Source organism: Mesorhizobium sp. C264A, assembly GCF_040324515.1.
Classification (GTDB): Bacteria; Pseudomonadota; Alphaproteobacteria; order Rhizobiales; family Rhizobiaceae; genus Mesorhizobium.
In genome coordinates this window covers 1,766,673-1,781,648 of sequence record NZ_JAMYVY010000002.1, presented here as the reverse complement: position 1 = coordinate 1,781,648, position 14,976 = coordinate 1,766,673, and the positions used below count along the sequence as shown (strand labels likewise).

The window sequence follows — 14,976 nt, the reverse complement described above, 5'->3', positions numbered from 1 at the left end:
GGGGCCCGCGCCAGCGAAAAATCGGTTTTCGTTGGCAATCCTGCACATCAAAAAACCTACAGCGTTTACGCATCCGGCCGGGTGCGGCGCTGTAGGGGCAAATCACGGCTCGTGCCGGACCAGTACTAAGCGGACCTAGCCACATCGACTGGACCATGGCAAGCAAGCGCCACATCGCCTGTAGCCGGTTTGGTCGTAAATTATGTCCGCTTCCGGGCAATATCGCGTGATCCGCCCGAACTTGCGCCGATATAGCGCCGAAACGCTTCAGGGCCAGTGCCGTCGAAAAAATCGGCGGCAGGTCCCGTCGCGGTAACCCTGCCATTGTCCAGAAAAACCATCTGCTCGCCGATACGGCGAGCGTCTTCCGGCTGATGCGTGACGAACAGCACCGTCATCGCCCGCTCGGCATGAACGCCGGACACCAGGTCGAGCATGTCGTCGCGCAGCGCTGGCCCGAGCGAAGCGAACGGCTCGTCGAGCAGCAGCACCGGCCGGTCGCGCACCAGAACGCGGGCGAGCGCCACGCGCTGCCTTTCGCCGCCGGAGAGTTCGCGCGGCAGGCGCATTTCCTTGCCGGCCAGGCCGACGCGGTCAAGCGCCTCGGCGATTGCGGCGCGATCGGCGTCGGTCAGGTTGAGCGATGGCGAGCGGCCGAGCCCGACATTCTTCTCCACCGAGAGATGAGCAAACAGATTGTTTTCCTGGAATACCATCGACACCGGCCGCACCGAAGGCGGCTCGGCGCCGACATCGGCGCCGCCGATCAGCACACGACCGAACTCCGGCGTCTCGAAACCAGCCACCAGATTGAGCAAGGTCGATTTGCCCGAACCACTTGCCCCCATGATGGCGGTGATCTTCGATGTATCGAATTCGACATCGAACAGGAATGACGTTTCGCCATAGCTGAACGAGACCTTGTCCAGCCGGACAGTCGTTCCTTTCTCCATGGCGGACGTCACGATCTCTCTCCCCGTCCCAGCCAGTCTGCCGCGACCACCAACGCAAGGCAGACCGCCCCGAGCAGCAAAGCCAGCCCGGCAGCATCGGCCGTGCGATAGCTGCCCATGCGCGCCAGCAGGAGATAGGGCAAGGTCTGCACCGAATCGCTGCCGAACAGCGCGATGACGCCGAGATCGCCGAGCGACAGTGCCATGGCGAAAGCAAAGCCGGTGGCCAGCGGCCGCCGGAGCGATGGCCAGTCGACCAGAAGCAGCCGGTTCCAGCCCGCAATGCCGAGCTGTGCGCACAGCTTTTCGTGGCGCTCGCTCGCCGCATCATAGGCCGGGCGCATCGCGCGGATGGCAAAGGGCATCGCCATCACCGCATTGACGGTGACGACCATGACCGGCGCGATGGCAAAGACATCGCTGACCGTGCGCAGCAGGAGAAACCAGCCGGCGCCGATGACGATGGGCGGCACGACGAGGACGAAGCCGGCGCCGGTGTCGGTGGCATGTTCGAGCAATGAACGGGCACTGGACCGGCGGCGCAGCGACAGTGCCCGCCGAGCCATGATCAGCGACAGCGACAGCGCCACCGAAAGTAGCGCCGCCGAGAGGGCGAGACCGGCGCTGGTCAGGGTCGCCTGACGCACGGCACTCTCGCCCGCCAGCCGGCCGAGATCGGCGCCGAGGCCGGACGCGACGGTGGCCGCCATTGGTCCGGCGACGAACAGCAAGGCGAGCACGATCAGGACGGCGTTGAACGCTGTTTCTGCTTTGCCGGCCAAGTGATAGCGGCGCGGCGCGACAGGCAAATTGGCGTCGCCGGTCACATTGGCGCCGAGCCGCGTCAGCGCCAGCATGACGGCAAAAGTCAGCGCGATCTGCAGCACCGTCAGCGTCACCGCTCGCGCCGGATCGAAGTCGAAACGCAGCGCCTGATAGATGGCGACTTCCAGCGTCGTCGCCGCCGGCCCGCCGCCGAGGATCAGGACGATGGTGAAGGAGGTGATGCAAAGCATGAAGACAAGCCCGGCGACGCCCGGCAGCGCGGCGCGCAGCACCGGCCACTCGATCAGCCGGAAGGCTGGCCTCGCTCCCATGCCGAGCTGGCTCGCCAGCCGCCATTGATCGGCCGGCACCGTTCCCAGCGCTTCGAGGAACAGCCGGGTGGCCAGCGGCAGGTTGAAGAAGACGTGGGCGACGAGGATGCCCGACAGCCCATAGATGTCGGGCCAGCTCTGGCCACCGATCGCGGCGAAATAACCGGCGCGGCCATAGAGCGCCAGTATGCCCAGCGCTGCGACAATCGCCGGCAAGGCAAGGGGCACAGTGAACAGCTGCAGGATGAAGCCGCGTCCGAAGAAGCGCGGATGCCGCGACAGCGCCCGGGCGACGAAGAGCGCCGGTACGGCGGAAAGCAGAGTCGAGAGCGCAGCCTGCCAGAGCGTGAAGCGGACAACGCGCAGGAGATAGAGGTCAAAGGCGGACGCGGCGCCGGAAAGGTCGTGCGCGCCTTCGCGGATAAGGCCGGCGAAGGCGCCACCGATCAGTAGCGCGATTGCCGCAAGCGCGACAATGCCGGCCGTGATGCGGGGGTCAGAGGGATAGTGCGCACGCATTTCGCGCTATCCAACCCTACGGCGCACGTTCGCTGCTGACGCAAATATTTCACGGAAGTCGAGTTCCCGCCCACCCCTCTCTGGCCTGCCGGCCATCTCCCCCGCAAGGGGGGAGATTAGCAGCTTCGCTCCCCGCCCCATCCTCGCAGCGTTGGAGGTTGGCGAAAGCTTCCGAGCGCTTGATCTCCCCCCTTGCGGGGGAGATGGCCGGCAGGCCAGAGGGGGTGTTCAAGCGCCATCCTGAATTCCTACTTGCTCATCACCGCCAGCCATTCATCCACCCAGGCCTTGCGATTTGCCGCGACCTCTTCCGGGCTGAACAGCAAGGTCTTCGCCGGCTTGACCAGCCTATCAAAAGCCGGATTGAGCGGCTTGTCGGTTTTCCCAGCCGGGAACATCCAGTTGGTCTCCGGAATGACATCCTGGAATTTCGGCCCGGTCATGAAGGCCAGAAACTTTGCCGCCAGCGGGTTCTTCGCGCCCGTGGTGGTGATGCCGGCGACCTCGACCTGCAAATACTCGCCTTCTTCGAACGACGCCGCCTGGAAGCGCCCGGTGTTCTCGGCCACCATGTGGTAGGCCGGCGATGTCGTATAGGACAGCACCATCGGCGCCTCGCCCTTGGTGAACAGGCCATAGGCCTCGCTCCAGCCGGGCGTCGCCGTCAGCACTTTGCCCTTGAGTTTGGCCCAGGCTTCCGGCGCCTTGTCGCCATAGACCGACTTAACCCACAGCAGCAGGCCGAGGCCCGGCGTCGACGTCCTCGGATCCTGGATGACGATCTTGTCGGCGGCATCGCCCTCGACCAGTTCCTTCAGGCTCTTCGGTGGGTTCTTCAGCTTCTCGGTGTCGTAGACGACGGCGAAATAACCATAATCATAGGGCACGAAAGTGTCGTCGCTCCAGCCGCCCGGCACGTTGTTTTCAGCCACCGCGCCATGTCGGACAAACAGGCCGGAAGCCTTGGCTTCCGCGGTGAGGTTGGTGTCGAGGCCAAGCACGATATCTGCTTTGGTCGAGGCTCCTTCCAGCTTGACGCGGTTGAGAAGTGCGACGCCGTCGGCCGCCGAGACGAAGTCGACGCTGCAGCCGCACTCGGCTTCGAATTCCTTCTTCACCTGGGGGCCCGGACCCCAGTCGGCAGTGAAACTCTCATAGGTATAGATCGTGAGTTTTTCCTGCGCTGACGCAGGGCTTGCCAGTAGCGAAACAGCAAGCCCCAGCGCTGGGACAAGACGGGACAAAAACATGCGCATCGGCGCCTCCTTCATTCGTGTTGAAAGGAATTGAGGCGTCGGGCTGTCCGAAGCGTCTAATCCCTCCGCCGGTACAAACCGGATCAGGTTCAGCGGGTTGGCGAGACTGCCTCTCAGCCGGTCCGCGAAGATCGCGTCCGGCACCCCGTTAGAGCGTTTCGACACATAGGCCCGGCCAAGGTGCCACGCAAGTGGAAGTTTGCCCGAGCATGATCCCGGAAAGTGGAATCCGTTTCCGGAAAAGATCATGCTCCAACAAAGAGTGACGGTGCCGCTCGGCCTTCCGTTTCGTCGGCGGGGCTGGTAAGGGCCAGCGGATATGAGCACATTCACCATCCTGCTTGGCGGCGATCTCGTCCGCACGCCGCGGCTCGACCGGCAGGTCGCGGGCACGCGCGTCATCGCCGCCGACGCCGGCATCGATCATGCCCGCCTGCTCGGCCTGATGCCGGAGCTGTGGGTCGGCGATTTCGATTCCGTGCCGGCGGACCTGCCTGCCGATCTCGCCGCCGTGCCGCGGGAGGTGTTTCCTCCCGAAAAGGACAAGACCGATGGCGAACTGGCGATCGCGGCGGCATTGGAACGCGGCGCCACCAGCCTGGTGCTGGCCGGCGCTTTCGGCGGCAAGCGCGCCGACCACGCCTTCCTCCATCTGGCGCTCAGCCTGCGGCTGGCAGAGACAGGCACAAAAGTGCTGTTGACCAGCGGAGCGCAGGAAGGCGCCCCTCTGCTGCCTGGCAAGGCCGGCTTCGACTATGCCGACGGAACGCTGTTTTCGGTGCTCGGCTTTTCCGATCTTTCGGGCCTCACCGTGTCCGGCGCGAAGTGGCCGCTCGACCATGTCGAGGTCGTGTTCGGCTCGTCGCTGACCATCTCGAACGAGGTCAAGTCCAACACGACCGGGGGCGGCCTCGAAATCGCGCTCGGCCATGGCCGCGCGCTGCTGCTCGCCCACCCCTACCCCTTGCCTGAAAGCTGACATGGCCCCGCCCCTTCTCAACCTCGACGGCATAAGACTGACCTTTGGCGGCACGCCGCTGCTCGACGGCGCCGAACTGACGGCGTCCGCCGGTGACAAGATCGCGCTCGTCGGCCGCAACGGCTCCGGCAAGTCGACGCTCCTGAAGATTGCCGCCGGTCTGATCGAGCCGCAAGACGGCGAGGTCTTCCGCCAGCCTTCGGCAACGGTGCGCTATCTCCCGCAAATGCCCGACATGGACGGCTTTGCCAATGTGCGTGCCTATGTCGAGGCTGGGCTTGGGCCTGCCGACGATCCCTACCGCGCCACATATCTGATGGAGCATCTCGGCCTCGCCGGCACGGAGAACCCCAACGATCTCTCCGGTGGCGAGGCGCGCCGCGCAGCACTTGCCCGCGTCATGGCGCCCGAACCCGATATTCTGCTGCTTGATGAGCCGACGAACCATCTCGATTTGTCGGTCATCGAATGGCTGGAAGAGGAGCTCGTCCGGACGTCTTCGGCGCTGATCGTCATCTCGCACGACCGTCGCTTCCTCGAACGCGTCTCGCGCGCCACTGTCTGGCTCGACCGTGGCCAGACCCGCCGCCTCGACAAGGGCTTTGGCCATTTCGAGGAATGGCGCGACCTTGTGCTGGAAGAGGAAGAGCGCGAACAGCACAAGCTCGGCCGCCAGATCGTGCGCGAGGAGCATTGGCTGCGCTATGGCGTGACGGCTCGCCGTAAACGCAACATGCGCCGCCTGGGCGAACTGCAGACCATGCGCCAGCGTTTTCGCGGCCATCGCGGCGCCGAGGGCTCGGCCACCATGGTGGCCAGCGACGCCGCCGAATCCGGCAAGCTGGTGATCGAGGCCAAGAACATCGAAAAGAGCTTTGGCGACCTCACCGTGGTCAAAAGCTTCTCGACCCGCATCCAGCGCGGCGATCGCGTCGGCCTTGTCGGGCCGAACGGGGCCGGCAAGACGACGCTGTTGAAGATGCTTACCGGCGAGATGAAGCCCGACGCCGGCTCGGTGCGGCTCGGCACCAATCTGGAAATCGCCACGCTCGACCAGAAGCGCGAGGCGGTCGATCCGGCCGAGACCCTGGCGCAGTATCTCACGGACGGGCGCGGCGAAAACCTCGTCATCAATGGCGAGCAGCGCCATGTCGTGTCCTACATGAAGGATTTCCTGTTCAAGCCGGAACAGGCGCGCACCCCGGTGCGCGAGCTGTCCGGCGGCGAACGGGCGCGGCTGCTCCTGGCGCGTGTTCTGGCGCGGCCGGCCAACCTTCTGGTGCTCGACGAGCCGACCAACGATCTCGACATGGAGACGCTGGAACTGTTGCAGGAACTTGTCGCCGGCTTTGCCGGCACGGTCATCCTGGTCAGCCACGACCGCGACTTCCTCGACCGCACCGTCACCAGCATCATCGCCCCGGACGGAGGCGGCCGCTGGATCGAATATGCCGGTGGCTATTCCGACATGCTCGCGCAGCGCGGCGGCACCCGGCTCGACGACCGCAAGGCGCGCGCCAAGGCCGAAGCCAGCGATGCGCCGGCGCCCGGCAAGAGCGAGCCGGCAGCGCCAAAAGGGCCGTCTAAGAAACTGTCGTTCAAGCAGAAATTCGCCCTGGAATCCTTGCCCAAGAAGATCGAGGCGATAATGGCCTCGATCTCGCGGTTGGAAAACAACATTGCCGATCCCGCCTATTACGAGCGCGACCCGGCCTCGTTCCAAAAGACCATCGCCGCCCTCGACAAAGAACGCGCCACGCTGGCCGCACTCGAGGAAGAGTGGCTGGAACTGGAAATGCTGCGTGAGGAGATGGAGGGGTAGCATTGCCTGCGGTCTTTTATGCGCGTATGTTGTGCGCATGAAAGGAGGCATCTCCGTGCTTCAATCGACGCCAAAAACTCAGCGGACCTCTGTGAACACGTCCATTGACTCTCAGTTGATCAAGGACGCCAAAGCGTTGGGCATCAACATCTCCCGCGCTGCCGAAGCAGGGATCGCGAAAGCGATTGCGGCGGAGAAAACGCGTCGATGGCAAGAAGAAAACAGGGAAGCCATCGAAAGCTCCAACGAATATGTCCGAAAGAACGGACTGCCATTGGCTAAACACCGGCCGTTCTGATGGCGCGTTACGATTTCTATCGGAGTACCGAGAGCGACGGTTATCTTCTCGACGTGCAGTCAGATATGCTTGAAGGGCTGAGCACGAGGGTGGTCGTTCCTTTGATGCCGCCCGAGATTGCCCCGCTTCCTGGCCGCCGCCTGAACCCGACCTTCGCTATAAACGGCAAAGATCTTGTGATGGTCACACAGTTTGTGTCGGCCTTCAGCGCGTCCGAATTGCGGATGCCAGAGGGAAACCTTTCTAGACATCACGACGACATCGTCGCCGCGCTCGACATGCTGTTCCAGGGCTTCTGAGCGAAGGCAGCCGCTACTGCCGCCCGTCAACCTGCCGTCTTGGCCTGCCAGGCCTTCAGCGCCTCGTCGAACACCTTCTCGCCCGGAATGCCCTTTTCCATGGTCAGCAGCGCCCGGCGTCCGGTCTTGTAGACCACCGGCACGTCGATCCAGTCCTGGCCTCGAAGCAAGGTCATATTGGCGTCCTCGTCGGCCTTGGTGTCGTTGAGCGCCACCAGGAAGAAGCCGTCGGCGATCTTGGCCGGAATGCCGATCAGCGGGCTGCCGGCATCCTGTTCCGAACTCTTCATGGCGACGCGCAGGATGTTGTCGACGCCACCGCCGTCAAAGCCCTCGGGCGTCAGGAAGATCATCTCGATGATGTGGCTGGCCGGCAGCGTCTGGTCGGTATTGCGGCGGATGGTCATGCGCAGCTGGATGTCCTTGCCGGGAATGGTCGCCTCGGCGCGGATCGCCGGCTCGGGCGGCAGGTCGCCGCCGGGCGATTCCTGCACCAGCGACCAGACGATGCTGCCGGGTTCGGCCGAACCTTGCGCGGTCGAGGTGCGTTCCTCGTAGAAGATCGCCTTCTGGCCGACCGCAACGGTCGGCGCGGGAGCGGCGGCCGCCGGCGCAGCGGGCGGCGTGCCGGCCGCGGGCGGCGTGGCGGCGGCATCAGCCGGTGCTGCCCCGTTGGCCGGCGGAGCGACGCCATCGGCGCGCGGCGTTGCCGGTGGCGTGGCGGAAGCGTCGGGCGCCGGCGTGGCGGGCGCGCCCGTGGCTGCGGCGTCGCCGGCCGGCGGGGTCGCAGGCGCTGGAGCCGCAGGTGGCGCTGGAGCCGGGGGTGGCGGTGTGGTCAGCGCGGCGACGGACTCGCCCTCGCCGATGCCGCTTTGACCGGCCGCGGGACCGGGGTCGGTTTCACCGCCTTCGGGCGACAGGCGCTGGGTGAACTTCGTTCCCTCGCCGGCAGCGGCCGGTGCCGGTGCATCGGCCGCGGGCTTGGCCGGCGCCGGCTTTACCAGCGGTTCGGTCGAGACCGTCTTGGTGTCGCCGCCGAGGCCCAGCATCGAGCCAAAGGCATCCTTGTTCAGCCAGATGCCATAGCCGCCGCCGGCGACCACCAGAAGCGCGACGACAGCCGCGATCAACCCGCCATAGCTGCGCCTGCGCTCGGCTGGGCGCAGGCGCTGGAACGTGTCCGCGACCGGCTGCTCGTCATTGGCGAACACATCGGCGCTGTCGTCGTCGGCGTCCAGCTCCACGGCTTGCTTGTCGATGGTTTCTGCACGCGCCGCAGGCGACGGCGGTGTCGGCGCGGGCCTCTGCCAGCTCGGCTCTGTCCTGGCGGTCGGCGCCGGCTGCACGGGTTTCGCCGGCTGCCAGGCCGGCGCAGGCGTGGCGGAAGGCTTTACATGACTGGACTGGTTCTTGTTGCGGTCTATGGAGGAGAAGATGTGCTCCAGCTCCGCCAGCGGATCGGATGCCGGCACCGCCCTGGCATAGTCGCGCTCGACGCTCGATATGGCATCTTCCAGGGATCGCTTCTGCGTGCTTATGGCTTCGGCGGCCAGCGGCGGCGAATACTCCGCAAGCTTCTTCGCCAGCATGGTACGAACGCTTTCATAGATCCGCGTACGCTTTTCGGGCGTTTCGTCGCCGTGCTTGTCGAGCGCCTTTTTCAGAATAGCAACGAAATCTGCCATGCTTCAGTCGACCTGTATTTGTTTCCGCGCCGGCCCCCGCAAATCGGCCGCGATGCCCGGAAAGGCTTCAGAAAACTAGTCTTGAAACGGATCGGTCACAAGTATCGTGTCGTCCCGTTCCGGGCTGGTGGAAAGGAGCGCGACGGGTGCCCCGATCAGCTCCTCGATGTAACGGACATATTTGACGGCCTGCGCCGGAAGGTCGTTCCAACTGCGCGCGCCGGCTGTGGTGCCTTTCCAGCCTTCGAGCGTCTCGTAGACCGGCTCGACACGCGCCTGCGCGCCCTGGCTGGCCGGCAGATAGTCGATCGTTTCGCCGTCGAGACGGTAGCCGGTGCAGACCTTGATCTCATCCAGCCCGTCGAGCACGTCGAGTTTGGTCAGGGCGATGCCCTTGATACCGTTGACGGCGACGGCCTGGCGCACCAGCACGGCGTCGAACCAGCCGCAACGGCGTTTGCGCCCGGTGACGACGCCGAATTCGTGGCCACGCGTACCGAGAAATTCGCCGATCTCGTTCTTCTGCTCGGTCGGGAACGGGCCTTCGCCGACACGCGTCGTATAGGCCTTGGTGATGCCCAGGACATAGCCGATGGCGCCGGGGCCCACCCCCGAGCCGGCGGCTGCCTGGCCGGCAACGGTGTTGGACGAGGTGACGAACGGATAGGTGCCGTGGTCGATGTCGAGCAGCGTGCCTTGCGCGCCCTCGAACAGGATGCGTTCGCCGGCGCGGCGCTTGTCGTCGAGGATTTTCCAGACGCGGTCCATATAGGGCAGGATCTCATCGGCGACCGAGGTCAGCTCGGTCATGATCGCCTCATGCGTGACTTCGCCATGGCCAAGCCCGCGACGCAGCGCATTGTGATGCGTCAGCAGCCTGTCGACCTTGAGGGGCAGCGTTTCCAAATCCGCCAGATCCATCACCCGAACCGCGCGCCGGCCCACCTTGTCTTCATAGGCTGGGCCGATGCCACGACGCGTCGTGCCAATTTTCGTCCCGGAATTGGAGGCGGCGTCCTCGCGGAATCCGTCCAGCTCCCGGTGCAGCGACAGGATAAGCGCGGTGTTTTCGGCTATTTTCAGGCGGTCCGGCGTGACCTCGACGCCTTGCGCCTTGAGTTTTGCCACTTCGGCGACAAAGGCGTGCGGGTCGAAGACGACGCCATTGCCGATGATCGACAGCTTGCCTTGCCGCACCACGCCCGACGGCAGCAGCGACAGTTTGTAGACCTTGCCATCGACGACCAGCGTATGGCCGGCATTGTGGCCGCCCTGGAAGCGCACGACCACGTCGGCGCGCTCCGACAACCAGTCGACGATCTTGCCCTTGCCTTCGTCGCCCCATTGCGAGCCGACGACCACCACATTGGCCATGTTTCTTTTCCCTTGAGATGCCGCCCTGGCGGCCTGGATATGGTTCGAAACGACAGGCCTCTATAGCGTCAAGACCTCGCAAGCGCGACCTTTCTTTGCCGCCGAAAATGCCCTGAGGCACAACAATTTTCGGCTTTGACATCATTTACTTGCGTCGGCGGGGGCAATAGGCCGGCAAACACAACTTCCCAGGCGGCCGGAATCCCGCAATGCATCGACGCGCCTACCTGTTCCTGCTGCTGACCACCTTGTTGTGGGGCGGCAATTCCGTCGCCGGCAAGCTGGCGGTCGATCACGTCTCGCCGATGACGCTGGTCTTCCTGCGCTGGGTGCTGGCCGTCGCGATCCTGCTGCCGATCGGCTGGCGCACGATCAGGGAGGACTGGCCGGTGGTGCGCAAACACTGGTTCGTCCTGGCTGCACTTGGCGCCAGCGGCTTCACTCTGTTCAACACCATTTTCTACACCGCGCTCAACTACACGACGGCGATCAATGTCTCGATCGAACAGGCGGCGATGCCGGTCTTGATCATCATTGCCAATTTCTTCTTCTTCCGCCTGCGCGTGAGCTGGGCTCAGATTGCGGGCGTGGTGCTGACCATCTTCGGCGTCATCTTGACTGCCTGCCACGGCGATCCGCGCCGGCTGCTCACATTGGAACTCAATTTCGGCGACGCCATCATGCTGGTCGCGGTCGTCCTCTACAGCGGTTATTCGGTCGGGCTGCGGCTGAAGCCGGTGATGCGCTGGCAGAGCCTGATGTTGTCCCTGGCGATCGCTGCCCTCATCACCTCGCTGCCGTTCTTCCTGTGGGAGGTCGCCGCCGGCAAGGTTATCGTCCCCGATATCAGCGGCTGGGTGGTCATCGTCTATACCGCGATCGGCGCTTCGGTCATTTCGCAGATCACTTACATCAGGGGCAACGAACTGATCGGCGCCAACCGTGCCGGGCTGTTCATCAATCTGGTGCCGATCTTCGGCACGCTGCTGTCAGTGCTGATCGTCGGCGAGACATTCCAGCTCTACCAGGCGCTGGCGCTTGCCCTGGTGCTGGGCGGCATTTCGCTCGCCGAATACAGCGGGCGCAAGATGGCGGCACCGAACCCCTGCGGATAACATTTGGCCGCTGCCGCGCTGCGCCGCCGTCGCGATAACTGCTGCCGCGCGCCGACCTGGAACATTTTACCTCTGGCGTAGTTTGCTTGCGTGGGAGGCAACAAGATGAGCCACAACCCTCGCAGCACAGCAAGCATTGCCGGTCACCCCATTCATCCAATGCTGATTCCGTTTCCGATCGCCTTCTTTGTCGGCGCCTTCGTTTGCGATCTGATTTTCTGGCAAACAGCCGATCCAGGGTGGGTCACCGGATCGCTTTGGCTTCTCGGCGCCGGCCTGATCATGGGCGCCTTGGCCGCTCTTACCGGCCTGACGGATGTTCTCGGCGATGTTCAGATCCGCAATCTCACGACGGCATGGCTCCATGCCGGCGGCAACGTGCTCGTCGTGCTGATCGAGCTTTATAACTGGTACTCGCGTTATGTCGGTGGAGCGGCGGCTGTGATCCCGACCGGCTTTATCTTATCGCTGATCGTGGTTCTGATCCTGCTGTTTACAGGGTGGAAGGGCTGGGAACTGGTCTATCGGCATCGCGTAGGCGTCTCCGACGGCTCAGACGAATTGACCTGAACCGGCCTCTGCGACGGCCGCCCAATGATGGGGGGAGGACCGCCGCATCCGCCACGCCGTCAACTACATTGCGTTGACGTCGAACTGCAGCCGCTTGGCCGAGTCGATGGACTTGTGCGCCTTGACCTGTTCCAGCACTTTCTCCGGGAACGGCGCGTCGAGATAGAGCAGCGCGATGGCGTCGCCGCCCGGCCGGTTGCGTCCGAGCTGGAAGTTGGCGATGTTGACGCCGTTCTCACCGCACACCGTGCCGAGCAGGCCGATAATGCCGGGCGCATCGGCATTGGTTGTGTAGAGCATGTGCTGGCCGACCTCGGCGTCGAGATTGATGCCCTTGATCTGGATGAAGCGCGGCTTGCCGTCGGAGAAGCAGGTGCCGGCGATCGAGCGCGTCATGTGCTCGGTCTTCACCGTCAGCTTGATGTAGCCGTCGAACACGCCCGACTTGTCGCGCTTGACCTCGGCGACGATGATGCCGCGCTCCTTCACCATGATCGGCGCCGACACCATATTGACGTCGGCGACCTGCGGCCGGATCAGTCCGGCAAGCGTGGCACTGATCAGGGCACGCGTGTTCATCGTCGCGGTCGAGCCGTCGAACAGGATCTCGACCTCGTTGATCGGGTCCTCGGTGACTTGGCCGACAAAGGCGCCGAGCACTTCGGCGAGCTTGACGAACGGCTTTAGCCGCGGTGCTTCCTCGGCCGTGATCGAGGGCATGTTGATGGCATTCGAAACCGCACCCTTGATCAGATAGTCGGCCATCTGCTCGGCTACTTGCAGCGCAACATTTTCCTGTGCTTCCGCTGTCGAGGCGCCGAGATGCGGCGTTGCCACCACATTCTCCATGCCGAACAGCGCGTTGTTCTCCGCCGGTTCGACCTCGAACACATCGACGCCGGCGCCCGCCACCTTGCCGCTCTTCAGCGCCGCGACCAGATCGGCTTCGACGATGAGCCCGCCACGCGCGCAATTGATGATGCGCACGCCGTTCTTCATTTTGGCGATCGCCGCCGCGTCGATGATGTTGCGCGTCTTGTCGGTCAGCGGCGTGTGCAGCGTGATGAAATCGGCGCGGGCGAAAAGCTCGTCCAGCTCGATCTTGTCGACGCCGAGTTCCTCGGCGCGCTTGTCCGACAGGAACGGATCGAAGGCAACGACATGCATCTTCAGGCCGACGCCGCGCGTGGCAACGATCGAGCCGATATTGCCGCAGCCGATGACGCCCAGCGTCTTGCCGGTGATCTCGACGCCCATGAAGCGGTTCTTTTCCCATTTGCCGGCATGGGTCGAGGCATTGGCCTCCGGGATCTGCCGGGCGAGTGCAAAGATCATGGCCACCGCATGTTCGGCCGTGGTGATCGAATTGCCGAAGGGCGTGTTCATCACGATGATGCCCTTGCGGCTCGCCGCGGGGATGTCGACATTGTCGACACCGATGCCGGCGCGGCCGACGACCTTGAGTCTTGTCGCTGCGTTGATCAGTTTTTCCGTGACCTTGGTCGCCGAGCGGATGGCAAGACCATCATACTGGTCGATGACTTCGAGCAGCTTTTCCTTGTCCTTGCCGAGATCGGGCAAATAGTCGACCTCGATGCCGCGGTCCTTGAATATCTGGACGGCGGTGGTGGAGAGTTTGTCAGAGACGAGAACGCGGGGCGCCATGGCGGCCTCCTTGAACTGGATTGTTGGGAAAGGGCGGCCCGCAGGCCGCCACGAATTCTCAGGCTGCGGCCTTCACCGAAGCCTTCTGCGTGGCGAAGGCCCAGTCGAGCCAGGGCAGCAGCGCCTCGAGATCGGAGGTCTCGACGGTGGCGCCGCACCAGATGCGCAGACCGGAAGGTGCGTCACGATAGGAGCCGATGTCGTAGGCGACGCCTTCCTTGTCGAGCACAGAGACGATCGCCTTGGCGAAGGCCGCCTGCCCGTCGGCGTCGAGCGCCGCGACATCGGCGTCGGTGAAGGACAGACATACGGACGTGTTGGACCGTGTCGCCGCATCGACCGCGAGATGGCCGAGCCAGGACGACTTGTCGACAAAGCCATCGAGCACGGCGGCATTGGCATCGGCTCTGGCAATCAACGCATCGAGACCGCCGATCGACTTCGCCCAATGAAGCGCATCGAGATAGTCCTCGACGCACAGCATTGACGGCGTGTTGATGGTCTCGCCCTTGAAGACGCCTTCGATCAGCTTGCCGCCCGAGGTCAGGCGGAAGATTTTCGGCAGCGGCCACGCCGGCTTGTAGGTTTCCAGTCGCTCGACGGCGCGAGGCGACAGGATCAGCATGCCGTGTGCGCCCTCGCCGCCCAGCACTTTCTGCCAGGAGAAGGTGACGACATCGAGCTTCTGGAAATCGAGCCTCTGCGCGAATGCGGCCGAGGTCGCGTCGCAGATGGTCAGGCCTTTGCGGTCGGCTGGAATGAAATCGCCATTCGGCACGCGCACGCCTGAGGTCGTGCCGTTCCAGGTGAAGACCACATCGCGGTCGAAATCGATTTTGGTGAGATCCGGCAGCTCGCCATAGCCTGCCTCGATCCTTCTGATATCGACGAGCTTCAGCTGCTTGACCACATCGGTCACCCAGCCGGAGCCAAAGCTTTCCCATGCCACCATGTCGACACCGCGTTCACCGAGCAGCGACCACAGCGCCATCTCGACAGCACCCGTGTCCGACGCCGGCACGATGCCGATACGGTAATCGGCCGGAACCTGGAGAATCTCGCGCGTCAACTCGATGGCCTGTTCGAGCTTGGTCTTGCCGATCTTGGCGCGGTGCGAACGGCCGAGCGCGGCATTCTTCAGCGCCTCGACCGACCAGCCGGGGCGTTTTGCGCAGGGACCTGAGGAGAAATTGGGGTTTGCCGGACGGAGTCCGGGCTTCGTATGCGTCGTCATCGTGGTCTATCCTTCCAGATAGTGGCCCCTCGTTGGGGAGGGGTGGCCCACGGACGGCGATATGCGTTCAGCCCTCAGGCGTCAAGAGGAAAGTTTTTGTCGCTGACAAG

The 14,976-nt window shown here is 64.0% G+C and carries 13 protein-coding genes and 1 riboswitch; of the genes, 6 read left to right on the top strand and 7 right to left on the bottom strand.

Translation table 11 applies throughout. The annotated features are described in order from the left end of the window. Positions 1–200: 200 nt before the first annotated feature. The 3 genes from thiQ to thiB form a co-directional block, all read right to left on the bottom strand. Positions 201–953: a thiamine ABC transporter ATP-binding protein gene (thiQ, locus tag NKL04_RS27735; protein WP_023702805.1), complete on the bottom strand. Its 753-nt coding sequence runs from the start codon at positions 951–953 to the stop codon at positions 201–203. A gap of 8 nt (positions 954–961) precedes the next feature. Then, on the bottom strand, positions 962–2,569 hold the full coding sequence (gene thiP, locus NKL04_RS27730) for a thiamine/thiamine pyrophosphate ABC transporter permease (RefSeq protein ID WP_023702806.1): 1,608 nt from the start codon (positions 2,567–2,569) through the stop codon (positions 962–964). Between the two features lie 248 nt (positions 2,570–2,817). After that, positions 2,818–3,825 carry a thiamine ABC transporter substrate binding subunit gene (thiB, locus tag NKL04_RS27725; protein WP_023825042.1) on the bottom strand — a complete coding sequence of 336 codons (1,008 nt, stop codon included), beginning with the start codon at positions 3,823–3,825 and terminating at the stop codon, positions 2,818–2,820. A 43-nt stretch (positions 3,826–3,868) separates the two neighbouring features. Then, a riboswitch (TPP riboswitch) is annotated at positions 3,869–3,983 on the bottom strand. Positions 3,984–4,144: 161 nt separating this feature from the next. Between thiB and NKL04_RS27720 the strand changes: the two genes are divergently transcribed. From NKL04_RS27720 to NKL04_RS27705, 4 genes are read left to right on the top strand one after another with little or no spacing between them, the layout of a single operon-like run. Further along, entirely contained in the window at positions 4,145–4,804 is a 660-nt protein-coding gene (locus NKL04_RS27720) for a thiamine diphosphokinase (protein ID WP_023702808.1), read from the top strand. Between the two features lies 1 nt (position 4,805). After that, positions 4,806–6,626, top strand: coding sequence for an ABC-F family ATP-binding cassette domain-containing protein (locus NKL04_RS27715; RefSeq protein ID WP_023702809.1), 1,821 nt, complete (start codon positions 4,806–4,808; stop codon positions 6,624–6,626). A gap of 55 nt (positions 6,627–6,681) precedes the next feature. After that, positions 6,682–6,924 carry a type II toxin-antitoxin system CcdA family antitoxin gene (locus NKL04_RS27710; protein WP_023693600.1) on the top strand — a complete coding sequence of 81 codons (243 nt, stop codon included), beginning with the start codon at positions 6,682–6,684 and terminating at the stop codon, positions 6,922–6,924. Next, a complete protein-coding gene (locus NKL04_RS27705; protein WP_023673676.1) occupies positions 6,924–7,223 on the top strand; it encodes a CcdB family protein in 300 nt (99 codons plus the stop codon). The genes NKL04_RS27710 and NKL04_RS27705 overlap by 1 nt, the downstream gene beginning before the upstream one ends. A 26-nt stretch (positions 7,224–7,249) precedes the next feature. Here the strand turns inward: NKL04_RS27705 and NKL04_RS27700 are convergent, their stop codons facing one another. Continuing rightward, positions 7,250–8,908 carry a hypothetical protein gene (locus NKL04_RS27700; RefSeq protein ID WP_352724681.1) on the bottom strand — a complete coding sequence of 553 codons (1,659 nt, stop codon included), beginning with the start codon at positions 8,906–8,908 and terminating at the stop codon, positions 7,250–7,252. 75 nt (positions 8,909–8,983) lie between these two features. Then, positions 8,984–10,282: an adenylosuccinate synthase gene (locus NKL04_RS27695; protein ID WP_023684197.1), complete on the bottom strand. Its 1,299-nt coding sequence runs from the start codon at positions 10,280–10,282 to the stop codon at positions 8,984–8,986. 209 nt (positions 10,283–10,491) lie between these two features. Between NKL04_RS27695 and NKL04_RS27690 the strand changes: the two genes are divergently transcribed. Further along, on the top strand, positions 10,492–11,397 hold the full coding sequence (locus NKL04_RS27690; protein WP_023703187.1) for a DMT family transporter: 906 nt from the start codon (positions 10,492–10,494) through the stop codon (positions 11,395–11,397). Positions 11,398–11,502: 105 nt separating this feature from the next. Then, the gene (locus NKL04_RS27685; protein WP_031209981.1) at positions 11,503–11,967 is read left to right on the top strand and encodes a DUF2231 domain-containing protein; all 465 of its coding nucleotides are present in this window, start codon (positions 11,503–11,505) and stop codon (positions 11,965–11,967) included. A 63-nt stretch (positions 11,968–12,030) separates the two neighbouring features. On the opposite strand, the gene serA is transcribed toward NKL04_RS27685, so the two are convergent. Beyond that, positions 12,031–13,632, bottom strand: coding sequence for a phosphoglycerate dehydrogenase (gene serA, locus NKL04_RS27680; protein WP_023703185.1), 1,602 nt, complete (start codon positions 13,630–13,632; stop codon positions 12,031–12,033). A 58-nt stretch (positions 13,633–13,690) separates the two neighbouring features. Next, positions 13,691–14,866: a phosphoserine transaminase gene (locus NKL04_RS27675; RefSeq protein ID WP_023703184.1), complete on the bottom strand. Its 1,176-nt coding sequence runs from the start codon at positions 14,864–14,866 to the stop codon at positions 13,691–13,693. Positions 14,867–14,976 lie beyond the last annotated feature (110 nt).